Genomic DNA, 19,825 nt, shown 5'->3' on the forward strand with positions numbered 1-19,825 from the left:
AACGGTCAATTCGCGATCACTGGCGATCACTTCGCGCCGAGGGCCGTCTTCAGCGCGCTGAGGTTGGACTCCATGACCTCGAAGTAGTCGTCGCCCTCGGACTTGTCGGTGATGCCCTCGAGCGGGTCGAGCACGTCGGTCTTCAGGCCGGCGTCCTTCGCGAGCGTCTTCGCGGTCTTGTCACTCACCAGTGTCTCGTAGAAGACGGTGGTCACGCCGTCCGCCTTGGCCTCCTCCTGGAGCTCCTTGATCCGGGCGGGGCTCGGCTCGGACTCCGGGTCGAGGCCGGAGATGGCTTCCTGGGTCAGGCCGTAGCGCTCGGCGAGGTAGCCGAAGGCGGCGTGGTTGGTGAAGAAGACCTTGGTCCTGGTGTTCTTCAGACCGTCCTCGAACCGCGTGTTCAGCTCGTTCAGCTCGCCGACCAGCGCGTCGGTGTTCTTCTTGTAGTCGGCCGCGTGGTCCGGGTCGGCCTTCTCGAAGGCGGCGCCGATGCCCTTGGCGACCTCGGCGTACTTCACCGGGTCCAGCCACAGGTGGGGGTCGAGGGCGTGCTCCTCTTCCTCGGAGTGTTCCTCGGAGTGTTCCTCGGAGGGGGCGTCGGAGTGCTCGTCCGCGTGCTCCTCGGCGTGCTCCTCGCCCTCGTGGCCGTGGTCGTGCTCGACGCTGCCGTGGTCCTCCAGCTTCGTGAGGGAGGCCGCGTCGATCTTCGTCTTCACGTCGGCCTGGGCGACGGCCTCGTCGACGGCCGGCTGGAGGGTCTTGAGGTAGAGGACCGCGTCGGCTTCCTGCAGCGCGGCGGTCTGCCGGGTGGAGAGCTCCAGGTCGTGCGGTTCCTGACCGGGCTCGGTGAGGGTGGTGACGTTCACGTGGTCCCCGCCGATCCGCTCGGCGAGGAACTGCATCGGGTAGAACGACGCGACGACATCGAACTTGTCCGTGTTGCCCGCGTTCGCGGAGTCGCTGGAGCAGGCGGTCAGGGCAGCGAGACCGAGGGCGGTCACCGCCGCGGTGGGTATGAGCTGTCGTCGTACGTTCATGAGAGTCATTTTCAACAAAAGTGGAAACCGTTGTCAACAAACGGTCGTCCCGGCCGCGAGGGTATCCCGATTTGGTTCAGGGGGAGTGCACGCCGGTAACCTGAAGCATTCGCTGGAAGCATCTCGCTTCGTCGCCCGTCGTCGTAATGAAGAGAGCACCGTGGCCGCCGACAAGATCGACACCATCGTCAGCCTGAGCAAGCGCCGTGGCTTCGTTTTCCCCTGTAGTGAGATCTACGGCGGTCAGCGTGCCGCCTGGGACTACGGGCCGCTCGGTGTCGAGCTGAAGGAGAACATCAAGCGCCAGTGGTGGCGCTACATGGTGACGTCGCGTGAGGACGTCGTCGGTATCGACTCGTCCGTCATCCTCGCCCCCGAGGTCTGGGTCGCCTCCGGCCACGTCGCCACCTTCACCGACCCGCTCACCGAGTGCACCTCCTGCCACAAGCGCTACCGCGCGGACCACCTGGAGGAGGCCTACGAGGAGAAGAAGGGCCGCGCCCCGGAGAACGGCCTGTCCGACATCAACTGCCCGAACTGCGGCACCAAGGGCCAGTTCACCGAGCCCAAGCAGTTCTCGGGTCTCCTCTCCACCCACCTCGGCCCGACCCAGGACTCCGGCTCCGTCGCCTACCTGCGTCCCGAGACCGCCCAGGGCATCTTCACCAACTTCGCCCTGGTGCACACCGCTTCGCGCAAGAAGCCGCCGTTCGGCATCGCCCAGATGGGCAAGTCGTTCCGCAACGAGATCACGCCGGGCAACTTCATCTTCCGCACCCGCGAGTTCGAGCAGATGGAGATGGAGTTCTTCGTCAAGCCGGGCGAGGACGAGCAGTGGCACGAGTACTGGATGGAGCAGCGCTGGAACTGGTACACCGGCCTGGGTCTCCGTGAGGAGAACATGCGCTGGTACGAGCACCCCAAGGAGAAGCTCTCCCACTACTCCAAGCGCACCGCCGACATCGAGTACCGCTTCCAGTTCGGCGGCAGCGAGTGGGGCGAGCTGGAGGGTGTCGCCAACCGCACCGACTACGACCTCACCGCGCACTCCAAGGCCTCCGGCCAGGACCTGGCCTACTACGACCAGGAGGCCGGCGAGCGCTGGACGCCGTACGTCATCGAGCCCGCGGCCGGCGTCGGCCGCACCATGCTGGCCTTCCTCCTCGACGCGTACGTCGAGGACGAGGCGCCCAACGCCAAGGGCAAGATGGAGAAGCGCACCGTGCTGCGCCTGGACCACCGCCTCGCCCCGGTGAAGGCGGCCGTCCTGCCGCTGTCCCGCAACGCGGAGCTGTCCCCGAAGGCCAAGGGTCTCGCGCAGGCGCTGCGCCAGCACTGGAACATCGAGTTCGACGACGCCGGCGCCATCGGCCGCCGCTACCGCCGCCAGGACGAGATCGGTACGCCGTACTGCGTGACCGTCGACTTCGACACGCTGGACGACAACGCCGTGACCGTCCGTGAGCGGGACTCGATGAAGCAGGAGCGGGTCTCCCTGGACCAGATCGAGGGCTACCTGGCCGCGCGCCTGATCGGCTGCTAGCCGTTTCCTGAACCGCCGCACCGTTCCCCGCGCCCGCGAAGGGCGCGGGGAACGGTCGTTTCCGGGCCCGGTCGGCGTCGGCGGATCAGCGGACGTGACACATGACAGCTGACAGATATTGAAATCTGTCAGCTGTCATGTCACTCTGGTGTGCATGACGACGATCCAGACCCGCACCCTCGGAACCACCGGCCCCCAGGTCTCCGCCCTCGGCCTCGGCTGCATGGGCATGTCCGCGCTGTACGGCGAGGCGGACCGGGCCGAGTCCATCGCGACCATCCACGCGGCGCTCGAAGCGGGCGTCACCCTGCTCGACACCGGCGACTTCTACGGCATGGGCCACAACGAGCTGCTGATCGGCGAGGCCCTGCGCACGGCGCCCCCGGCCCGGCGGGAACAGGCCCTGGTCAGCGTGAAGTTCGGCGCCCTGCGCGGCCCGGACGGCAGCTGGCTCGGCTACGACGGCCGGCCCGAGGCGGTGAAGACCTTCGCCGCGTACTCGCTCCAGCGCCTCGGCGTCGACCACCTCGACGTCTACCGCCTCGCCCGGCTCGACCCGGCCGTCCCCGTCGAGGAGACCGTCGGCGCGGTCGCCGAACTCGTCGAGCAGGGGTACGTCCGGCACATCGGCCTCAGCGAGGTCGGCGCCGGCACCCTGCGCAGGGCCGCCGCGACCGCCCCGATCGCGGACCTCCAGATCGAGTACGCCCTGATCACGCGGGGCATCGAGAAGGAGATCCTGCCGACCGCCCGGGAACTGGGCATCGGCATCACCGCGTACGGCGTCCTCTCGCGCGGCCTGATCTCCGGCCACTTCACCGCCGACCGGCAGCTCGCAGCAGACGACTTCCGCGCCCACTCGCCCCGCTTCCAGGGCGACAACCTCCACCGGAACCTGCGGCTGGTGGACGAGCTGCGGAAGATCGCCGAGCACAAGGGCGTGAGCGTCGCGCAGATCGCTATCGCCTGGGTGCTGTCCCGCGGCGAGGACATCGTGCCGCTCATCGGCGCCCGCCGCCGCGACCGGCTCGCGGAGGCCCTCGGCGCGCTCGACGTCACCCTGGACGCGGCCGACCTCGCCGCCGTCGAGGAGGCCGTACCGGCGGACGCGGTGGTCGGCGACCGCTATGCCGCGGCGCAGATGGCAGACCTCGACAGCGAGCGGTGACACGGCCGCCGGGTACCGTCTTGGGCATGGCCCCGACCAGTGAGACCCTGACCGCCGACCGCATCCTCGAAGCGACCGAGGAGGTGCTGCGCCGCCACGGCCCGGCCAAGGCCACCGTGGTCGACGTGGCCCGCGCGCTCGGCGTCAGCCACGGCAGCGTCTACCGGCACTTCCGCACCAAGGCGGCCCTGCGCGAGGCCGTCACGAAGCGCTGGCTGGACCGCACGTCGGGGGAACTGGCCGGCATCGCCGCCGACCGGGACCGTGACCCGGAACAGCGGCTGCGCGCCTGGCTGCGGGCGCTGTTCGACGCCAAGCGCCGCAAGGCGGGCCGCGACCCGGAGCTGTTCGCCACGTACATGGTGCTCACCCGCGAGAGCGGCGAGGCGGTCCCCGAGCACATCGCCGACCTCACCGCCCAGCTGACGGACATCGTCCGCGCGGGCCTCGGCACGGGCGCCTTCACCACCACCGACCCGGCCGCCACCGCCCGCGCGGTCTTCCACGCCACCGGCCGCTTCCACGACCCTGCCTACGCGGCCGAGTGGGAACAGCCCGGCATCGAGGCGGACTTCGACGCGGTCGTGGACCTGGTGGTACGGGGCCTGCGCGCGAAGCCCTGAGCCTCCGCGGGGCGCAGCGGCGCTACGGCACGAGCCGGACGCGGATGTCCTTCTCGGACGGCAGCACGATCGTCGGATTCCGCCCGCGCCGCCACTCGGGCGTCACTCGGGCGTCACCAGGAACAGCCGCCCGCCTGACGCCGGCAGCAGCCGGAACCCCCGGTACCGGTGACGGTACGTCCGCGCCTCCTCCCCGGCCGTGCCGAGCCGAGCCGAGCCGCGGGGATCTTTCACCCGTGACCTGCCGGGTTACTCCACCCTCAGCCGCGCACCGCCTCGCGGACCTCTCCGGACTCCAGTCGCGCGGCCGTGTGCTCGGCGGTGCGGCGGGCCCAGGGGCCGGTGGTCAGCACGCCGAGCACCAGGACCACCGCCCCGCAGCCCACGAGGATCCACCAGCCGGGAACCGCCGCGGCGACGAAGGTGTCCCGGTAGGCGGCGGAGCCGATGCCCGCGGCCAGGACCGCGCCGACGACCGCGACGCCCAGGGTCTGCCCGAGCTGCCGGCTGGTGGAGGCGACGGCGGCGGCCACCCCGGCCTGGGCGCGCGGCATTCCGGAGACCGCCGTGTTGGTGATCGGCGCGTTCACCATGCCGAAGCCGACGCCGAAGAGCACGTACCCGGTCAGGAGCCCCGCGTTCGACGTCTCGGCCTCGAACGCAGCGAACAGCAGCGCGCTCGCGGTCATCGCGATGCCCGCGAGGAGGAGCGGCAGGCGCGCGCCCCGGCTGCCGACGAGGCGGCCGGACAGGGGCGCGCACAGGAAGGTCGGTACGGCCATGGGCAGCATCCACAGGCCGGCGTGCAGGGCGTCCAGGCCGCGGACGTTCTGGAGGTACAGCGTGGACAGGAACAGGAAGCCGCCCAGCGCGGCGAACGCGGCGATCGCGATCACCGTCGCGCCACTGAACGGCGCCGAGCGGAAGAAGCGCAGGTCGATCAGCGGTTCGGCGCGCCGGGGCTCGTAGACCAGCAGGCCCAGCAGCGCGGCCGCCGCCACCGCCGCGAACGGCAGGACCGCCGCGACCCCGGCCGCGGGCGCCTCGATGATCGCGTACGTCAGGCCGCCGAAGAGGAGGATGACCAGCAGCTGGCCGAGGGGGTCGGCGCGGCGGGCCCTGGCCGCGCGGGACTCGGGGATGTACCGGAGGGTGAGCAGCAGGGCGGCCAGTCCCACCGGCAGGTTGATCCAGAAGATCGCCCGCCAGCCGACCGACTCGACGAGGAGCCCGCCCACCAAGGGGCCGGCGGCCATCGAGATGCCGACCACCGCGCCCCAGACGCCGATCGCGCGGGCCCGCTCCCGCGGGTCGGTGAAGGTGTTGGTGATGATCGACATGGCGACCGGGTTCAGCATCGAGCCGCCCACCGCCTGGACCATCCGGAAGATCACCAGAGTGTTCAGGTCCGGCGCCACCGAGCAGAGCGCCGAGCCGGCGGTGAAGACGATCAGGCCCGCCATGAAGACCCGCTTGCGGCCGATCCGGTCGGCCGTGGAGCCCGCGAGCATCAGCAGGGACGCGAGGACGAGGGTGTAGGCGTCGATCGTCCACTGGAGCCCGGACGTGGTGGCGCCCAGGTCGTCCTGCATGGACGGCAGGGCCACGTTCAGCACGGTGTTGTCGAGGCTCACGATCAGCAGGCTCATGCAGCAGATCGCGAGCACGAGCAGGCGTCGGCGCGGGCTGAGGTCGGGCATGAGCTCATCGTACGCCGATTTCGATAGTGCGGCTAACTAATGAATTTTACCTGTTCATTGCGCTGCACAATGGAGGAATGTCCACGCCCACACAGCCGCCCGCGCAGCCCCTCCGGATCGGTCCGCACACCGTCCAGCCGCCCGTCGTCCTGGCCCCCATGGCCGGGATCACCAACGCGCCCTTCCGCACCCTGTGCCGGGAGTTCAGCGGCGGCAAGGGCCTGTTCGTCAGCGAGATGATCACCACCCGGGCGCTGGTCGAACGCAACGAGAAGACCATGCAGCTGGTCACCTTCGACCCCACCGAGCAGCCCCGCTCGATCCAGCTGTACGGCGTGGACCCGGTCACCGTCGGCAAGGCCGTCCGCATGATCGCGGAGGAGGACCTGGCCGACCACATCGACCTCAACTTCGGCTGCCCCGTCCCCAAGGTGACCAGGAAGGGCGGCGGCTCGGCCCTGCCCTACAAGCGCAACCTGCTGCGCGCCATCCTCCGCGAGGCCGTCGCCGGCGCCGGGGACCTCCCCGTCACCATGAAGATGCGCAAGGGCATCGACGACGACCACATCACCTACCTCGACGCCGGCCGCATCGCCGTCGAGGAGGGCGTCACCGCGATCGCCCTGCACGGCCGCACCGCCGCCCAGCACTACGGCGGCACCGCCGACTGGGACGCCATCGCCCGGCTGAAGGAGCACGTCCCGGAGATCCCGGTGCTCGGCAACGGCGACATCTGGTCCGCCGAGGACGCGGTGCGGATGGTCCGCGAGACCGGCTGCGACGGCGTCGTCGTCGGCCGCGGCTGCCTGGGCCGGCCGTGGCTGTTCTCCGACCTCGTCGCCGCCTTCGAGGGCCGCCCCGACGACATCGCCCGCCCCACCCTGCGCGAGGTCGCCGACGTCATGGTCCGGCACGCCCGGCTGCTCGGCGAGTGGATCGGCGACGAGACCAAGGGCGTCGTCGACTTCCGCAAGCACGTCGCCTGGTACCTCAAGGGCTTCGCCGTCGGCTCCGAGATGCGCAAGCGGCTCGCCGTCACCTCCTCCCTGGAGGAGCTGCGCGCCGGACTCGACGAGCTGGACCTCGACCAGCCCTGGCCGGCCGGCGCCGACGGCCCCCGCGGGCGCACCTCCGGCAACAACCGGGTCGTCCTGCCCGACGGCTGGCTGAAGGACCCGTACGACTGCGCGGGCGTCGGCGAGGACGCGGAGCTGGACACCTCCGGCGGCTGATCAGCCGTTCCGCCGTGCCGGCGTCGAGCCGTAGGCGGTCAGGAAGCGGTCCCGGAACGCGCTCATCTTCCACACCGGCGCGTCCGGGGCCGGCTCCAGCCCCTCCGACCAGCCCCAGCCGTCGATCTTCTCCAGCACCTCCGGGTCCTTGGCGACGATCGTCACCGGCACGTCCCGGCTCGCGCCCTCGCCGCTGACCCGGGCGATCGGCTGATGGTCGCCGAGGAAGACGAGGACCGTGTCCTCACCGCCGTAGCGCCGCAGCCACTGGGTGAGGCTGGTCACCGAGTACGCGACCGACTTGCCGTACTCCTCCTTCGAGCGGGCCACGCTCGCGACCACGTCCGCCGGATCGGCACCCCGCGCCTCGACCGCCTCGAAGATCCGCCCGTCGCCCAGCTCGTCCCAGCCGACCAGCTCGGGGATCGGCGCCCACGGCTGGTGGCTGGAGGTGAGGATGACCTCCGCCATCAGCGGCTTCTTTCGCTCCTTGCCGTGCTCCAGCCGCTGGAAGGCCTCCAGCGCGTACTGGTCCGGCATCGTCGACCAGCTGAACTTCGGCCCGCGATAGCCCAGGTGGAAGGCGTCGTAGACGGTGTCGAGGCCGTAGAACTCCGCCTCCGGCCACGCCTTCTGCACCCCCGGCATGACCCCGACCGTCCGCCACGCGCCCGTCTTGCGGAACGCCTTCGTCAGGCTGAGATGGCCGCCGGAGGTCACCGTGCGGTACCGCTGCTGGTTGGCGATCCACAGGCCCGACAGGAACGTGGAGTGGCCGAGCCAGCTGCTGCCCCCGTACGTCGCCGAGGTCAGCCAGCCGCTCTTCGCCCGGAACCCCGCCTTCTCCAGCGCCCGCGTCTCCCTCTCCAGGGTGCGGTGGACGTCGGGCCGGATCGCCGGGTCCTCGATGGCGCTGCGGCCGTAGCTCTCGATGAACGTGAAGATCACGTCCTTGCCGCGCAGGTCGGGGACGAGCCGTCCGGGCGGGGTCGCGCCGAACGCGTCGGCCTTCGCCTCCCGCGCGAACGCCGCCTCGTCCCGCAGCGTGGCCCGCACCCGCTCGGTCTGGGTCCGCACCGCCGCCGACGCGTGATCCGCGGCCACCGGCGCCCCCGCCACCTGCACGCCCAGCGCCGCGGTCGTCGTCCACACGACGGCCGCGGCGAGCGTCGAGCGCACCGCGACCGTGCGGTGCCGGGCCAGCACCTCGCCCAGCCGGACCGTGGCCAGCGTCAGCAGCGCGCCCAGCACCAGCACCAGGACGACCGCCCCGGCCGCCAGCCCGAACGCGCCCGCCGAGCCCATCGTGTCCCGGGCGTACGACTGGGCGTCGTCGAGGAGTTCCCAGTCCAGGACCAGGTTGAAGCCCCGGCCCAGGTACTCGTGGAACCCCATGTCCAGCAGGTTCAGCACCGTGAGCACGGCCAGCGCCAGCCCGCCGAGCGCCGCCGCCACCACCCGGGGCCGCCGCGGCAGCGCCAGCAGCAGCGCCGCCCCGACGACCGCCTCCACCGGTATCCGCGCGAACGCCCCCGGCGTGACCGTCCGCACCGTGTTCGGCAGCAGCAGGGCGGCCAGCACGAGCACGGCGGACAGCACGGTGAGCGCCCGGCTCAGCACACGCACGACCGTGGGAGACACCGGGGTCCTTCCGTACGGAACGATCTGGTGGCGGACCCGGCGTGGGGGAACGGGTCCGCCACCAAGAGGTACGGCCCGACCCCGCGCACTGTTCAATCGGAGCGCGGACGACTTCCCGAGGGGCGCGGGGCTCTGTCGACATGCGGCTCGCCGCGTGGGCGCGACCGGCCCTCACGGACCCGCAGCCGCCCGCCGACCCGACCACCCCTCCGCTCAGGCGCCCCCGACGGCGGTGAGCAACGCAAGCGGCGCCGCAGCGGACCGAGACTCCCGCACACACGCGTGCGGATACGGCACAGGCTCCCCGTGCGTGCCGCGGTCGTACCCCGCCAGCACCTCCGGCAGCCGGTCGCCGAAGGCCCCCGCCGCGTCCACCAGCGCGCCCGCCACCGTCCGCGCCTCGTCATGCAGCCCGTACCGCGCAAGCCCCAGCGCGATCAGCGCGTTGTCGTGCGGCCACACCGACCCGCGGTGGTACGACAGCGGGTGGTACGCCGGCTGCCCGGCCGCCAGCGTGCGCACCCCCCAGCCGGAGAAGAAGTCCGGCTCGACCAGACGCCGGCCGACGACCTCCCCGTACTCCTTGTCCAGCAGCCCCGACCACAGCAGATGCCCGGCGTCCGAGGCGAGCGCGTCCACCTGGCGGCCCTCGCCGTCCAGCGCGAGCGCCGGGAAGGACCGCTCCGGCATCCAGAAGTCCCGCTGGAACCGGTCCCGCAGATCCCCGGCGGCCTGCTCCAGCAGCGCGGCGTACGTCTCGTCCGACCACACCGTGCGGGCCAGGTGCGCGGTGCGGCGCAGGGCGTCGTACGCGTACCCCTGCGCGCCCGCCGCCATCACCGGGCCGGTCGGGCGGGTGCCGTCGGCCCAGCAGATCGCGCCGGGGGAGTCCTTCCAGTTCTGGTTGGCCAGGCCGCCCCGGTCGGCGCGGTAGACGAGATAGCCGCGCGAGGTCAGCCCGCCGTGGTCCAGCATCCAGCCGACCGCCGCGCGGGCGTGCGGTTCGAGGCGGCGGGCCATGGCCGTGTCGCCGGTCTGCTCGACGTACGCGCCGAGCAGCACCAGGAAGAGCGGGGTGGCGTCCACCGAGCCGTAGTAGCGGCCGAACGGCACCTGACCGAAGTGGGCCAGCTCCCCGTACCGCACCTCGTGCACGATCTTGCCGGGCTGCGCCACCGAACCGGGGTGCGTCTCCGCGGCCTGGGTCGCGGCGAGCGCGGGCAGGGTGTGGGCGGCCAGCTGCGGCCGGTACGGCAGCGCGAACAGGGCGGTGAGCAGGGCGTCCCGGCCCAGCAGCGCCAGGAACCAGGGCGCGCCGCCCGCGGGCACGCGCAGGTCCTCGCCGTCGGGGCCGGTCGCCGGGATCCGGAGGGAGGCCAGGTCGGCGAGCCCGCGGGCGCAGGCCGCCGCCAGCTCCGGCCAGCCGGTCGGGAAGGCCACGCCCTCCATGAAGCCGTCCTCGCGGGCCTGCCGCTGCTCGCTCAGCCCGGCGGGAGAGCTGGGCACCCGCAGCGTCCGCCGCTCACCGTGCGGGCGGGCCACCACCCGCACGGTCAGCTCCGCGGTGCCGTGCGGCTCCAGCGCGAGGGTCCACACCAGGCGCCGGGCGCCGGTGCCGGTCTCCTCGACGGCGTCCGGGGCGGGCTCCGCGGTGACCGTCGTACACGACCGCCACTCGCCGCGCTGATAGGTGAACTCCAGCCCGTGCGACAGGACCTGACGGCGGCGCACCACCCCCGGCTTGGGGTACGTGCGGTGGTCGGAGCGCAGCTCGAACTGGTCGGTGAAGTCGGCGTCGGCGGTGATGGCGAGCCGGACCGTGGTCGGCACCGGGCGGTTGCTGGTCACCCGCAGCCGCTCCACGAACGAGCTGTCGCCGACGGCCTGTTCCCGGAACACCGTGTACGCGGGCGGCTCCTGCCGTCCGCCGCGCGGGACGCGCACACAGCGCGCGGTGTCCCCGCCGGCCACCGGGGACAGCGTCTCCGGGACCGCGCCGTCGACGGTGAGCTGCCACCGGCTCAAGTGCCGGGCGTCGCGCACGAAGAGCCCGTCGGGCAGGCCGTGGCGGCCCGCGCCGCCGGCCCGTACCCCGTTGATGTCGCCGCCGTCGCCCACGGCGGCGTACGTCCCGCCGTGCACGAGCGGATGATGCCGGTCCGTCATCCCCGGTCCCCTCCCCTGAGGTCACTGCTGGCGGTGATCTGGTCGTGCCGGTCCTGCGACAGGTCCAGGGCGAGCGCGGCGGTCCAGCCGAAGCCGGTCGCACCACAGGCCTCGCCGGTGTACGGGTCGACGTACTCCGCGAATCCGGAGGCGTCCGCGAGGTCGAGGAGCGCCGTGCGCAGCGCGTCCGCCCGCTCCCGCTCCCCGTGTCTGCGCAGCCCCCGCTCCACCAGCCAGCCGGTGTTGAACCAGGCCGGGCCGCGCCAGTACCGGTGCCGGTCGAAGGACTCGCCGAGCAGGTCGTAGCTGGGCACCAGGCGGGTGGTGTCGCCGAGGCCGAAGTGCGGGCCGGTGAGGGTGCGCACCAGGGCCCGGGCGACCGGGCGGGGGAGCGAGGGCAGCAGCAGCGGGATCAGGCCGGACACGCCGCGCTCGGGGATGAGCCGGCCGGCGCGCACGTCCCGGCAGAGGAACATCCCCGCCTCAGCGCAGTACAGGCGTTCGACGAGCGCTCCCGTCAGCCGTTCCGCGCGGGTGTGGCGGGCCGTGCCGGTGGCGCCCAGTTCGCGGGCGATCCGGGCGAGCGCGTGCTCGGAGGCGATGAGCAGGGCGTTGAACGCGGGGTCCTCGACGGCGAAGTCGCCGGGGCCGTCGGCGTACCCGCGGTCCCGGTAGTCGGCCGCGAGGCGCACATAGCGGCCGTAGTCCAGGTCCGTCGGACGGTCCTCGGCGGCGCCGTGGTCGAGGTCGGCGCGGCGGAAGGAGCGGGCGGGGGCGGGGGTGACGCGGGCGAGCGGGGCGTCCCAGCAGGGGCTGTTGTCCATGCCCTGCTCCCACGGGTGGACGACCGAGGCGAGGCCCGCGCCGCCCAGGTCGCGCCGGTGCAGCAGATAGCGGTGCCAGGCGGCCAGCCGCGGATACACCCTGGCGAGGAAGGTGCGCGCCCGGGACAGCACGGGGTCGGCGCGGTGCACCAGCCAGGCGGCCAGCGCGTGCACCGGTGGCTGCACGATCCCCGAGGTCTGTACGGTGCGCGGGGCGCCCGCGGTGCGCCCGGCGGTGGAGGAGCGCCAGAAGTCGGGGCTCGGGAAGTAGGCGTCGAGCGGCACGGAGGGGTTGAAGACGATGTGCGGGATGCGCCCGTCGCCCCACTGCGCGGCGAGCAGTGTCTCCAGCTCCGTCTGCGCCCGTAACGGCGACAGGTGGCGCAGGCCGATCGCGATGAACGCGGAGTCCCAGGACCACTGGTGGGGGTACAGGCCGCGCGAGGGAACGGTGGAGGTGCCCGTCCAGTTCGCCTCCAGCACCCGGACGGCTCCGGCGTGCAGGGCCTCCGGGTCGTGCGGCGGAGGGCTGAGCGGCGGACCGAGCGGTGGGCTGTGGGGCGGGCTGTGCGGCGGACCGGGCGGCGGGCTGTGCGGCGGACCGGGCGGCGGGCTGTGCGGCGTGTGGGGCGGATCGTATGCGGTGGCGCGGTCCGCGCCGGGCACGGGCAGTTGGGCAGTGCGATCCACTCGGGGCTCCCCGAAAGGCGTCCGGCCCGACCGGTTCGGTCGGGGCCACCGTAGAGTTACGTCTATTTAACACGCAAAACTCAATATGTAATGCAGGCTTGAGAAACACAAGGGGGTGCGCATGAGCGGACGGCCGGGAAGGACCGGAAAGGGCGCGGGCCAGGCGAGCGCCGGCGACCTGCTCGAACTGGTGCGCAGTGGCCGGGCGACGACACGGGGCGCGCTCCAGCAGGTCACCGGGTTGTCCCGGGCCACCGTCGGCCAGCGGCTGGACCGGCTGTTCCGCGCGGGCTGGCTGCGCGAGGGGGCCGGCGGGCCGGTCGACTCCCCGCTGGGCGGCCGTCCCTCCATCACCCTGGAGTTCGACGACGCGCACGCGGTGGTCCTCGCCGCCGACCTGGACACCCGTCACGCGCGCGCCGCCGTGCTGTCGTTGACCGGCGAGATCCACGCCGAACACTCCGGCACCCTCGTCGTCGAGGACGGCCCCGACGCGGTCCTCGGCGAACTCGGCCGCTGGTTCGCCGAGTTGCTGGAGAAGGCCGGACACCGCGCCGAGGAGGTCTGCGGCATCGGCCTGGCCGTGCCGGGCCCGGTGGACAACGGCACCGGCCGGGTCGTCCAGCCGCCCATCATGCCCGGCTGGGACGGCTACGACATACGGGGCCGCCTCGCCCGCGCCTTCACCGAGCACACGGGCGCCGCCGGGGTGCCGGTGCTGGTCGACAACGACGCCAACCTGATGGCCTACGGCGAGCAGCGCACCGCGTACCCGGACTGCTCGGCGTTCGTCCTGGTGAAGGTCTCCACCGGCATCGGCGCCGGGGTCGTGGTCGACGGCTCGGTCTACCGGGGCATCGACGGCGGCGCCGGGGACATCGGCCACATCCGGGTGCCGGAGGGCTCCGGCGCGCTGTGCCGGTGCGGTTCCTACGGCTGTCTGGCCGCCGTCGCCAGCGGCGGCGCCGTGGCCCGCCGGCTCGCCGAGAGCGGGGTGCCGGCGGCGTCCGGCTCGGATGTGCGCGACCTGCTGGCGGCGGGGCATCCGGAGGCGGTGGGGCTGGCGCGGGAGGCCGGGCGCCGGGTCGGTGACGTCCTGGCGACGGTGGTGACCCTGCTGAACCCCGGCGTGCTGATGATCGCCGGGGATCTGGCCGGCACCCCCTTCCTCACGGGGGTGCGGGAGCTGCTGTACCAGCGGGCGCTGCCGCGCTCCACCGCCCGGCTGGAGGTCGTCACCTCGCGGCTGGGGGAGCGGGCGGGGCTGGTGGGGGCCGGCGCGTTGGTCGTGGAGCACCTGTACGCGCCGGAGCGGGTGGAGGAGCGGCTGCGGGCGATGGGGGTCTGAAGGGGCCTTGAGGGCCTGAGGGGGTCTTGAGGGGCTGAGGGGGGTTGTGAGAGGGGAGGGCCGGCCCCGTCAAGCGGCCGGCGTGACGGCCGGACGTGACGGCCGGGTTCCGGGCCGGATTCCCGTCTCGGGGCGCGTCCGGATGGTGAAATCCGGCAGGTCGTGGCAGCGTGATTCTCGCCACCCTTGATAAGGGTTGCGCTCACATGAGCGGATCATGGGCGACTGCACTTCTCCAAAGGGTGGCACTCAGTGCCACCCTTTGATCGTTCAGCGACCGAAATCAAGCGTGCTGGAGTCCGCTCATCTGAGCACAAAAACCGGTCTACCAGCGTTGCTGTGTTCAAGAAGTGAAAACATGATCCGTCGGCGGCTTACCAAGCCTTGACTTTCGATCCGCTGGCGGACGAGTGGTTACAGGCGCATGACGCGCAAGTGGACGTACCCAGCAGCCTTCGATCTGGGTATGTTCCTCGCCGTCAGGGCAGCCACCGCGTCCTCGAGGAGTCGAGACCCGTGTCGGAAAACAAAGATCAGCAGGCAGCCGCGCCGGCCGGCAGCGTTGAGGGCGTGAAGTTCGTCTACGACTTCACGGAGGGCAACAAGGACCTCAAGGACCTCCTCGGCGGCAAGGGCGCGAACCTCGCCGAGATGACCAACCTCGGCCTTCCCGTACCGCCCGGCTTCACCATCACCACGGAGGCCTGCAAGGTCTACCTGGAGAGCGGCGAGGAGCCGGCGGCACTGCGTGACGAGGTGAGTGCGCACCTCGAAGCGCTGGAACAGCGGATGGGCAAGAAGCTCGGCCAGGCCGACAACCCGCTCCTCGTGTCGGTCCGCTCCGGCGCCAAGTTCTCCATGCCGGGCATGATGGACACCGTCCTCAACATCGGGCTGTCCGACAAGTCGGTGCAGGGCCTCGCCCAGCAGGCCGGCGACGAGCGGTTCGCCTGGGACTCCTACCGCCGCCTCATCCAGATGTTCGGCAAGACCGTCCTCGGCGTCGACGGCGACCTCTTCGAGGACGCGCTGGAGAAGGCCAAGGAGGCCAAGGGCGTCACGGTCGACACCGAGCTGGAGGCCGCCGACCTGAAGAAGCTCGTCACCGCCTTCAAGAAGATCGTCAAGAAGGAGGCGGGCCGGGACTTCCCGCAGGACCCGCGCGAGCAGATGGACCTCGCCATCAAGGCGGTCTTCGACTCCTGGAACGGCGACCGCGCCAAGCTCTACCGCCGCCAGGAGCGCATCCCGCACGACCTCGGCACCGCGGTCAACGTCTGCTCCATGGTCTTCGGCAACCTCGGCCCCGACTCCGGCACCGGCGTCGCCTTCACCCGCGACCCCGCCTCCGGCCACCAGGGCGTCTACGGCGACTACCTCCAGAACGCCCAGGGCGAGGACGTGGTGGCGGGCATCCGCAACACCGTCCCGCTGGCGGAGCTGGAGAAGATCGACAAGAAGTCGTACGACCAGCTCATGCAGATCATGGAGACCCTGGAGAACCACTACAAGGATCTCTGTGACATCGAGTTCACCATCGAGCGCGGCAAGCTGTGGATGCTCCAGACCCGCGTCGGCAAGCGCACCGCGGCCGCCGCGTTCCGCATCGCCACCCAGCTGGTCGACCAGGGCCTGATCGACGAGGCGGAGGCGCTGCAGCGCGTCACCGGCGCCCAGCTCGCCCAGCTGATGTTCCCGCGCTTCGACGAGAAGGCACAGGTCCAGCAGGTCGCCCGTGGCATCGCGGCCTCGCCGGGCGCGGCGGTCGGCAAGGCGGTCTTCGACTCCTACACCGCGGTGAAGTGGTCCCGCTCCGGCGAGAAGGTCATCCTGATCCGCCGCGAGACCAACCCCGACGACCTGGACGGCATGATCGCCGCCGAGGGCATCCTGACCTCGCGCGGCGGCAAGACCTCCCACGCGGCCGTGGTCGCCCGCGGCATGGGCAAGACCTGTGTCTGCGGCGCGGAGGAGCTGGAGGTCGACACCAAGCGCCGCCGGATGAAGGTGCCGGGCGGCCAGGTCGTCGAGGAAGGCGACCTGATCTCCATCGACGGCTCGACCGGCAAGGTCTACCTCGGTGAGGTCCCGGTCGTGCCCTCCCCGGTGGTCGAGTACTTCGAGGGGCGGATGCACGCCGGCGCCGACGACGCCGACGAGCTGGTGGCCGCCGTCCACCGCATCATGGCCTTCGCCGACCGCAAGCGCCGCCTGCGGGTGCGCGCCAACGCCGACAACGCCGAGGACGCGCTGCGCGCCCGCCGCTTCGGCGCCCAGGGCATCGGCCTGTGCCGCACCGAGCACATGTTCCTCGGCGACCGGCGCGAGCTGGTCGAGCGGCTGATCCTGGCCGACACCGAGGAGGAGCGCGAGGAGTCGCTGAAGGAGCTGCTGCCGCTCCAGAAGCAGGACTTCGTCGAGCTGTTCGAGGCGATGGACGGCCTCCCGGTCACCGTCCGCCTGCTCGACCCGCCGCTGCACGAGTTCCTGCCCGACATCACGGAGCTGTCGGTCCGCGTGGCCCTCGCGGAGTCCCGCCAGGAGTCGCACGAGAACGAGCTGCGGCTGCTGCAGGCCGTGCACCGCCTGCACGAGCAGAACCCGATGCTGGGCCTGCGCGGCGTACGCCTCGGCCTGGTCATCCCCGGCCTGTTCACCATGCAGGTACGGGCGATCGCCGAGGCCGCGGCCGAGCGCAAGGCGGCCAAGGGCGACCCGCGCGCCGAGATCATGATCCCGCTCGTCGGCACCGTCCAGGAGCTGGAGATCGTCCGCGACGAGGCCGACCAGGTCATCGCGGAGGTCCAGGAGGCCACCGGCACCGAGCTGAAGCTCGCGATCGGCACGATGATCGAGCTGCCGCGCGCCGCGCTCACGGCGGGCCAGATCGCGGAGGCGGCGGAGTTCTTCTCCTTCGGCACCAACGACCTGACGCAGACGGTGTGGGGCTTCAGCCGCGACGACGTGGAGGCTTCGTTCTTCACCGCGTACCTGGAGAAGGGCATCTTCGGCGTCAGCCCGTTCGAGACGATCGACAAGGACGGCGTCGGCTCCCTCGTCGCCGCGGCGGCGAAGGCGGGCCGCGAGACCCGCCCGGACCTGAAGCTCGGCGTCTGCGGCGAGCACGGCGGCGACCCGGAGTCCGTCCACTTCTTCCACGAGGTGGGCCTGGACTACGTCTCCTGCTCCCCGTTCCGCATCCCGGTCGCCCGCCTGGAGGCCGGCCGCGCGGCGTCCACCTCGGAGGGCAGCGACCACCGCTAGCCCTTCGCGGACCTCGAAGCTCCGGAGCCGCCGCTTGTCACCCGACCCTCACCGATCGGCGGCGGCTCCGGCCTCCCGAAAGAGGGGGCGGCACCCTGTGCGGGGGTGCCGCCCCTTCGGTGTGCGCGGGGCCGGGGTGTCACGGCGGGCGGACCGGCGCGGGGGTCAGATGTCCACGGCCACCGCGGTGAACGTCGTCTCCGGGGTCTGCGGGCTGGTGAAGCGGGCGTTGACCAGGTAGAGGCGGTTGCCGTAGCGGGCGGCGGTGGTGGGGACGTCGAAGCGGGGGTCGGTGATCGTGCCGGTGAGGGTGGCGCTGGTGCTCGTGGCGTTCAGGTGCCAGACGGAGACCTTGTTCAGGCGGTTCTGGACGACGTACAGCGTGCGGCCGACGCGGTACAGGCCGTCGCCGTTGACGACGGAGTCCTGCCCGGCGAGGGCGATCTCGGCCGCCTTGCCCGTCCGCAGGGAGACCCGGTACAGCGTGCCCGGTGTGCTCTTCACGACGATCAGGCCCCGGTTGTCGGGGGTGGCGACGATCCCGTTGGCGTTGATGACGTCGGGCAGCTGCTCCCAGGCGCCGGTGAGGGGGAGTTCGCGTACCTCGCCGACGCCGTGGCGCGGGACGCCGTAGAGGACGGGCGCGCGGGAGTCGGTGAACCAGGCGCGGTCCTCGTGCAGGACCACGTCGTTGACGAACTGCCCGCTGGGCGCGGTCAGTCGGTAGGTGTGGACGAGTTCGCCGGTGTGCGCGTCCACGATCCGCGCCGTGCCCGCGCCGCCGCCCGCCACGTAGAGCAGGCCGTCCCGGTCCAGTTTCAGGCCGATGGACGCGGTGCCCGGCGCGCCGGGGTGGAGGATTCTGCTCGTGCCGGTGCGCAGATCGGTGCGGAGGATGCCGCCGTGGGCGCGGGAGCCGAAGTAGGCGTACGGCCGGGCGCCGATGGTGATGCCTTCGGGGAGCCAGCCGTCGGGCAGCGGGAACTCGGTCGGCCAGGTGGGCCGCGGGGTCGCGGCGCCGGCCGTGGCGGCGGCGGTGGCCGGTGTGAGCGCGGTGACGGCGGCGGCGCCGAGGACCGCGCGGCGGGACGGCCGGGGACGGTTCCGGGTCATGGTGGGGGCCTCCGAGAGGGGTGAGGCGTACGAGGGAAGGCGGGACTCGATGAAACGTCATGGGCGCCGGCCGGATCGACCGATGCGGGGAAGCCGACAGCAAGTCGACAGCCCATGCCGGTTCTCCCGGGTCCCACCTTGCCCGCGTCCGGGCGGCTAGGCGCGGAACGGCCCCGTCACCTCGTACGTGATTCCACCGGACGAGGTGCCCGTCGTGCCGCGCTGACTGGAGAAGTACAGGCGCCGGCCGTCGGGGGAGAACGCCGGGCCGGTGATCTCCGAGCCGGACTGGTTGTCGATGCGCAGGAAGGGCGCGATGACGTCGGCGGGGGTGATGACGCAGATCTCCATGTTGCCGCCGTCCTCGGCGACGTAGAGGTCACCGGAGGAGGTGCCGGTGACGTTGTCGACGCCGGTCAGCGGGGCGGTGCCGGAGGTGACGAGCGAGTCGTCGTAGGCCAGTTCGATGGTCTGGGCGGCCGCGTTGTACTGCCAGACGCGGTTGTCGCCCTTGGTGGTGAACCAGCAGGTGTCGTCGGCGTAGTAGCAGCCCTCGCCGCCGTTGAAGCGCTTGGCCCCGGAGACCTGGTTGCGGGTCGCGGTGGCGCCGGTCGGGTCGGGGACGCGGGCCCAGGTGACCGGGCCGGAGGTGCCGGAGCCGGCGACCATCACCTCCAGGGTGCCGGAGGAGAGGTTGCCCCAGGTGGTGGGGCGGAAGCGGTAGAAGCAGCCGTCGGAGACGTCCTCGGTCATGTAGACGACCTGGCGGACCGGGTCGGCTGCGGCGGCCTCGTGCTTGAAGCGGCCCATCGCGTCGCGGCGGACGGCCGCCTTGGCGCCCCAGGGGTCCGTTTCGTAGACGTAGCCGCGGTCGACCTCCTCGCACGACAGCCAGGTGTTCCACGGGGTCTTGCCGCCCGCGCAGTTGGTGCGGGTGTTGGACAGGATCCGGTACGCGCCGGTGATCGCACCCGTGGAGGAGAACTTCACGGCGCTCGCGCCGCCGCCCGGGTTGATCTCCGAGTTGGAGACGTAGATCCAGCCGGTGCCGTCGGCGTAACAGGCGCCGCCGTCCGGGGCGTTGTGCCAGGTGTACGAGGTGCCGGGGACCGTCTGCCCGGAACGGGCGATGACCCGGCTGGTGAAGCCGCTGGGAAGTCTGATGCCGTTGGCGTCCGGCGCGCCGAGCGGCCCGTAGGGGCCGGTCCCGGGCTGCGCGGGCGCCGCGTACGCGGCCCCACGCCACAACGTTCCGCCGAGCGCGGCCGAGGAGCCGCCGATCAGGGCCGCACGCAGAAGGCTACGACGTTCCACTCTCACTCCAGGAGGTGCCGTGTCCGCCCCGCCACCGGTCGGTGACGGGGTCGCGCGATCCGGGACCCTAGAGGCGCCGGATGGATTGTCCATGGACAGACAATGACGGCTGGGCGGCGGGCGCCCCAGCTCACTTCGCGTCACAGGTCACGGAATGGACAC

General features: G+C 72.0%; 13 protein-coding genes. 6 read left to right on the forward strand and 7 right to left on the reverse strand.

What is annotated here, in order from left to right; all coding sequences use genetic code 11:
- Positions 1 to 26: 26 nt before the first annotated feature.
- Positions 27 to 1,037, reverse strand: a complete 1,011-nt coding sequence (locus AB0K92_RS11725; RefSeq protein WP_365921777.1) for a zinc ABC transporter substrate-binding protein — start codon at positions 1,035 to 1,037, stop codon at positions 27 to 29.
- A gap of 160 nt (positions 1,038 to 1,197) precedes the next feature.
- Here AB0K92_RS11725 and AB0K92_RS11730 point away from each other — a divergent pair, with 160 nt between their 5' ends.
- The 3 genes from AB0K92_RS11730 to AB0K92_RS11740 all read left to right on the forward strand — a co-directional run bounded on the left by AB0K92_RS11730 (position 1,198) and on the right by AB0K92_RS11740 (position 4,371).
- Complete coding sequence (locus AB0K92_RS11730) at positions 1,198 to 2,580, forward strand: glycine--tRNA ligase (RefSeq protein ID WP_165998204.1); 1,383 nt, start codon at positions 1,198 to 1,200, stop codon at positions 2,578 to 2,580.
- Positions 2,581 to 2,734: 154 nt separating this feature from the next.
- The gene (locus AB0K92_RS11735) at positions 2,735 to 3,748 is read left to right on the forward strand and encodes an aldo/keto reductase (RefSeq protein ID WP_365921779.1); all 1,014 of its coding nucleotides are present in this window, start codon (positions 2,735 to 2,737) and stop codon (positions 3,746 to 3,748) included.
- Positions 3,749 to 3,774: 26 nt separating this feature from the next.
- Positions 3,775 to 4,371, forward strand: a complete 597-nt coding sequence (locus AB0K92_RS11740; RefSeq protein ID WP_165998199.1) for a TetR family transcriptional regulator — start codon at positions 3,775 to 3,777, stop codon at positions 4,369 to 4,371.
- A gap of 260 nt (positions 4,372 to 4,631) precedes the next feature.
- Here the strand turns inward: AB0K92_RS11740 and AB0K92_RS11745 are convergent, their stop codons facing one another.
- Positions 4,632 to 6,071 carry an MFS transporter gene (locus AB0K92_RS11745; protein WP_365921781.1) on the reverse strand — a complete coding sequence of 480 codons (1,440 nt, stop codon included), beginning with the start codon at positions 6,069 to 6,071 and terminating at the stop codon, positions 4,632 to 4,634.
- 77 nt (positions 6,072 to 6,148) lie between these two features.
- Here AB0K92_RS11745 and dusB point away from each other — a divergent pair, with 77 nt between their 5' ends.
- Positions 6,149 to 7,303, forward strand: a complete 1,155-nt coding sequence (dusB, locus tag AB0K92_RS11750; protein ID WP_365921783.1) for a tRNA dihydrouridine synthase DusB — start codon at positions 6,149 to 6,151, stop codon at positions 7,301 to 7,303.
- On the opposite strand, the gene AB0K92_RS11755 is transcribed toward dusB, so the two are convergent.
- From AB0K92_RS11755 to AB0K92_RS11765, 3 genes are all read right to left on the reverse strand, one after another.
- Positions 7,304 to 8,944 (reverse strand): CDP-alcohol phosphatidyltransferase, encoded by a 1,641-nt coding sequence (locus AB0K92_RS11755; protein ID WP_365921785.1) that lies wholly within the window; start codon positions 8,942 to 8,944, stop codon positions 7,304 to 7,306. It abuts the gene before it with no gap.
- A 213-nt stretch (positions 8,945 to 9,157) separates the two neighbouring features.
- On the reverse strand, positions 9,158 to 11,110 hold the full coding sequence (locus AB0K92_RS11760) for a glycogen debranching N-terminal domain-containing protein (protein ID WP_365921787.1): 1,953 nt from the start codon (positions 11,108 to 11,110) through the stop codon (positions 9,158 to 9,160).
- Positions 11,107 to 12,624 carry a hypothetical protein gene (locus AB0K92_RS11765; RefSeq protein ID WP_365921789.1) on the reverse strand — a complete coding sequence of 506 codons (1,518 nt, stop codon included), beginning with the start codon at positions 12,622 to 12,624 and terminating at the stop codon, positions 11,107 to 11,109. The genes AB0K92_RS11760 and AB0K92_RS11765 overlap by 4 nt, the downstream gene beginning before the upstream one ends.
- A 121-nt stretch (positions 12,625 to 12,745) precedes the next feature.
- On the opposite strand from AB0K92_RS11765, the gene AB0K92_RS11770 reads away from it, so the two are divergent.
- Positions 12,746 to 13,972, forward strand: coding sequence for an ROK family protein (locus AB0K92_RS11770; protein ID WP_365921791.1), 1,227 nt, complete (start codon positions 12,746 to 12,748; stop codon positions 13,970 to 13,972).
- A gap of 570 nt (positions 13,973 to 14,542) precedes the next feature.
- Positions 14,543 to 17,236 carry a pyruvate, phosphate dikinase gene (gene ppdK / locus AB0K92_RS11775; RefSeq protein WP_365921849.1) on the forward strand — a complete coding sequence of 898 codons (2,694 nt, stop codon included), beginning with the start codon at positions 14,543 to 14,545 and terminating at the stop codon, positions 17,234 to 17,236.
- Positions 17,237 to 17,401: 165 nt separating this feature from the next.
- Here the strand turns inward: ppdK and AB0K92_RS11780 are convergent, their stop codons facing one another.
- Positions 17,402 to 18,349 (reverse strand): superoxide dismutase, encoded by a 948-nt coding sequence (locus tag AB0K92_RS11780; RefSeq protein ID WP_365921793.1) that lies wholly within the window; start codon positions 18,347 to 18,349, stop codon positions 17,402 to 17,404.
- Between the two features lie 156 nt (positions 18,350 to 18,505).
- Positions 18,506 to 19,663, reverse strand: coding sequence for an alkaline phosphatase PhoX (locus AB0K92_RS11785; RefSeq protein WP_365921794.1), 1,158 nt, complete (start codon positions 19,661 to 19,663; stop codon positions 18,506 to 18,508).
- Between the last annotated feature and the right edge of the window lie 162 nt (positions 19,664 to 19,825).

The organism is Streptomyces sp. NPDC052687 (assembly GCF_040678395.1).
In the GTDB taxonomy this organism is placed as follows: Bacteria; Actinomycetota; Actinomycetes; order Streptomycetales; family Streptomycetaceae; genus Streptomyces.

Excerpts from the sequence above, each read along its gene's own strand:
- AB0K92_RS11725 (WP_365921777.1), bottom strand. The coding sequence starts at position 1,037 with ATGAACGTACGACGACAGCTCATACCCACCGCGGCGGTGACCGCCCTC.
- AB0K92_RS11740 (WP_165998199.1), top strand. The coding sequence starts at position 3,775 with ATGGCCCCGACCAGTGAGACCCTGACCGCCGACCGCATCCTCGAAGCG.
- AB0K92_RS11780 (WP_365921793.1), bottom strand. The coding sequence starts at position 18,349 with ATGACCCGGAACCGTCCCCGGCCGTCCCGCCGCGCGGTCCTCGGCGCC.
- AB0K92_RS11760 (WP_365921787.1), bottom strand. The coding sequence starts at position 11,110 with ATGACGGACCGGCATCATCCGCTCGTGCACGGCGGGACGTACGCCGCC.
- dusB (WP_365921783.1), top strand. The coding sequence starts at position 6,149 with ATGTCCACGCCCACACAGCCGCCCGCGCAGCCCCTCCGGATCGGTCCG.
- AB0K92_RS11735 (WP_365921779.1), top strand. The coding sequence starts at position 2,735 with ATGACGACGATCCAGACCCGCACCCTCGGAACCACCGGCCCCCAGGTC.
- AB0K92_RS11745 (WP_365921781.1), bottom strand. The coding sequence starts at position 6,071 with ATGCCCGACCTCAGCCCGCGCCGACGCCTGCTCGTGCTCGCGATCTGC.
- AB0K92_RS11770 (WP_365921791.1), top strand. The coding sequence starts at position 12,746 with ATGAGCGGACGGCCGGGAAGGACCGGAAAGGGCGCGGGCCAGGCGAGC.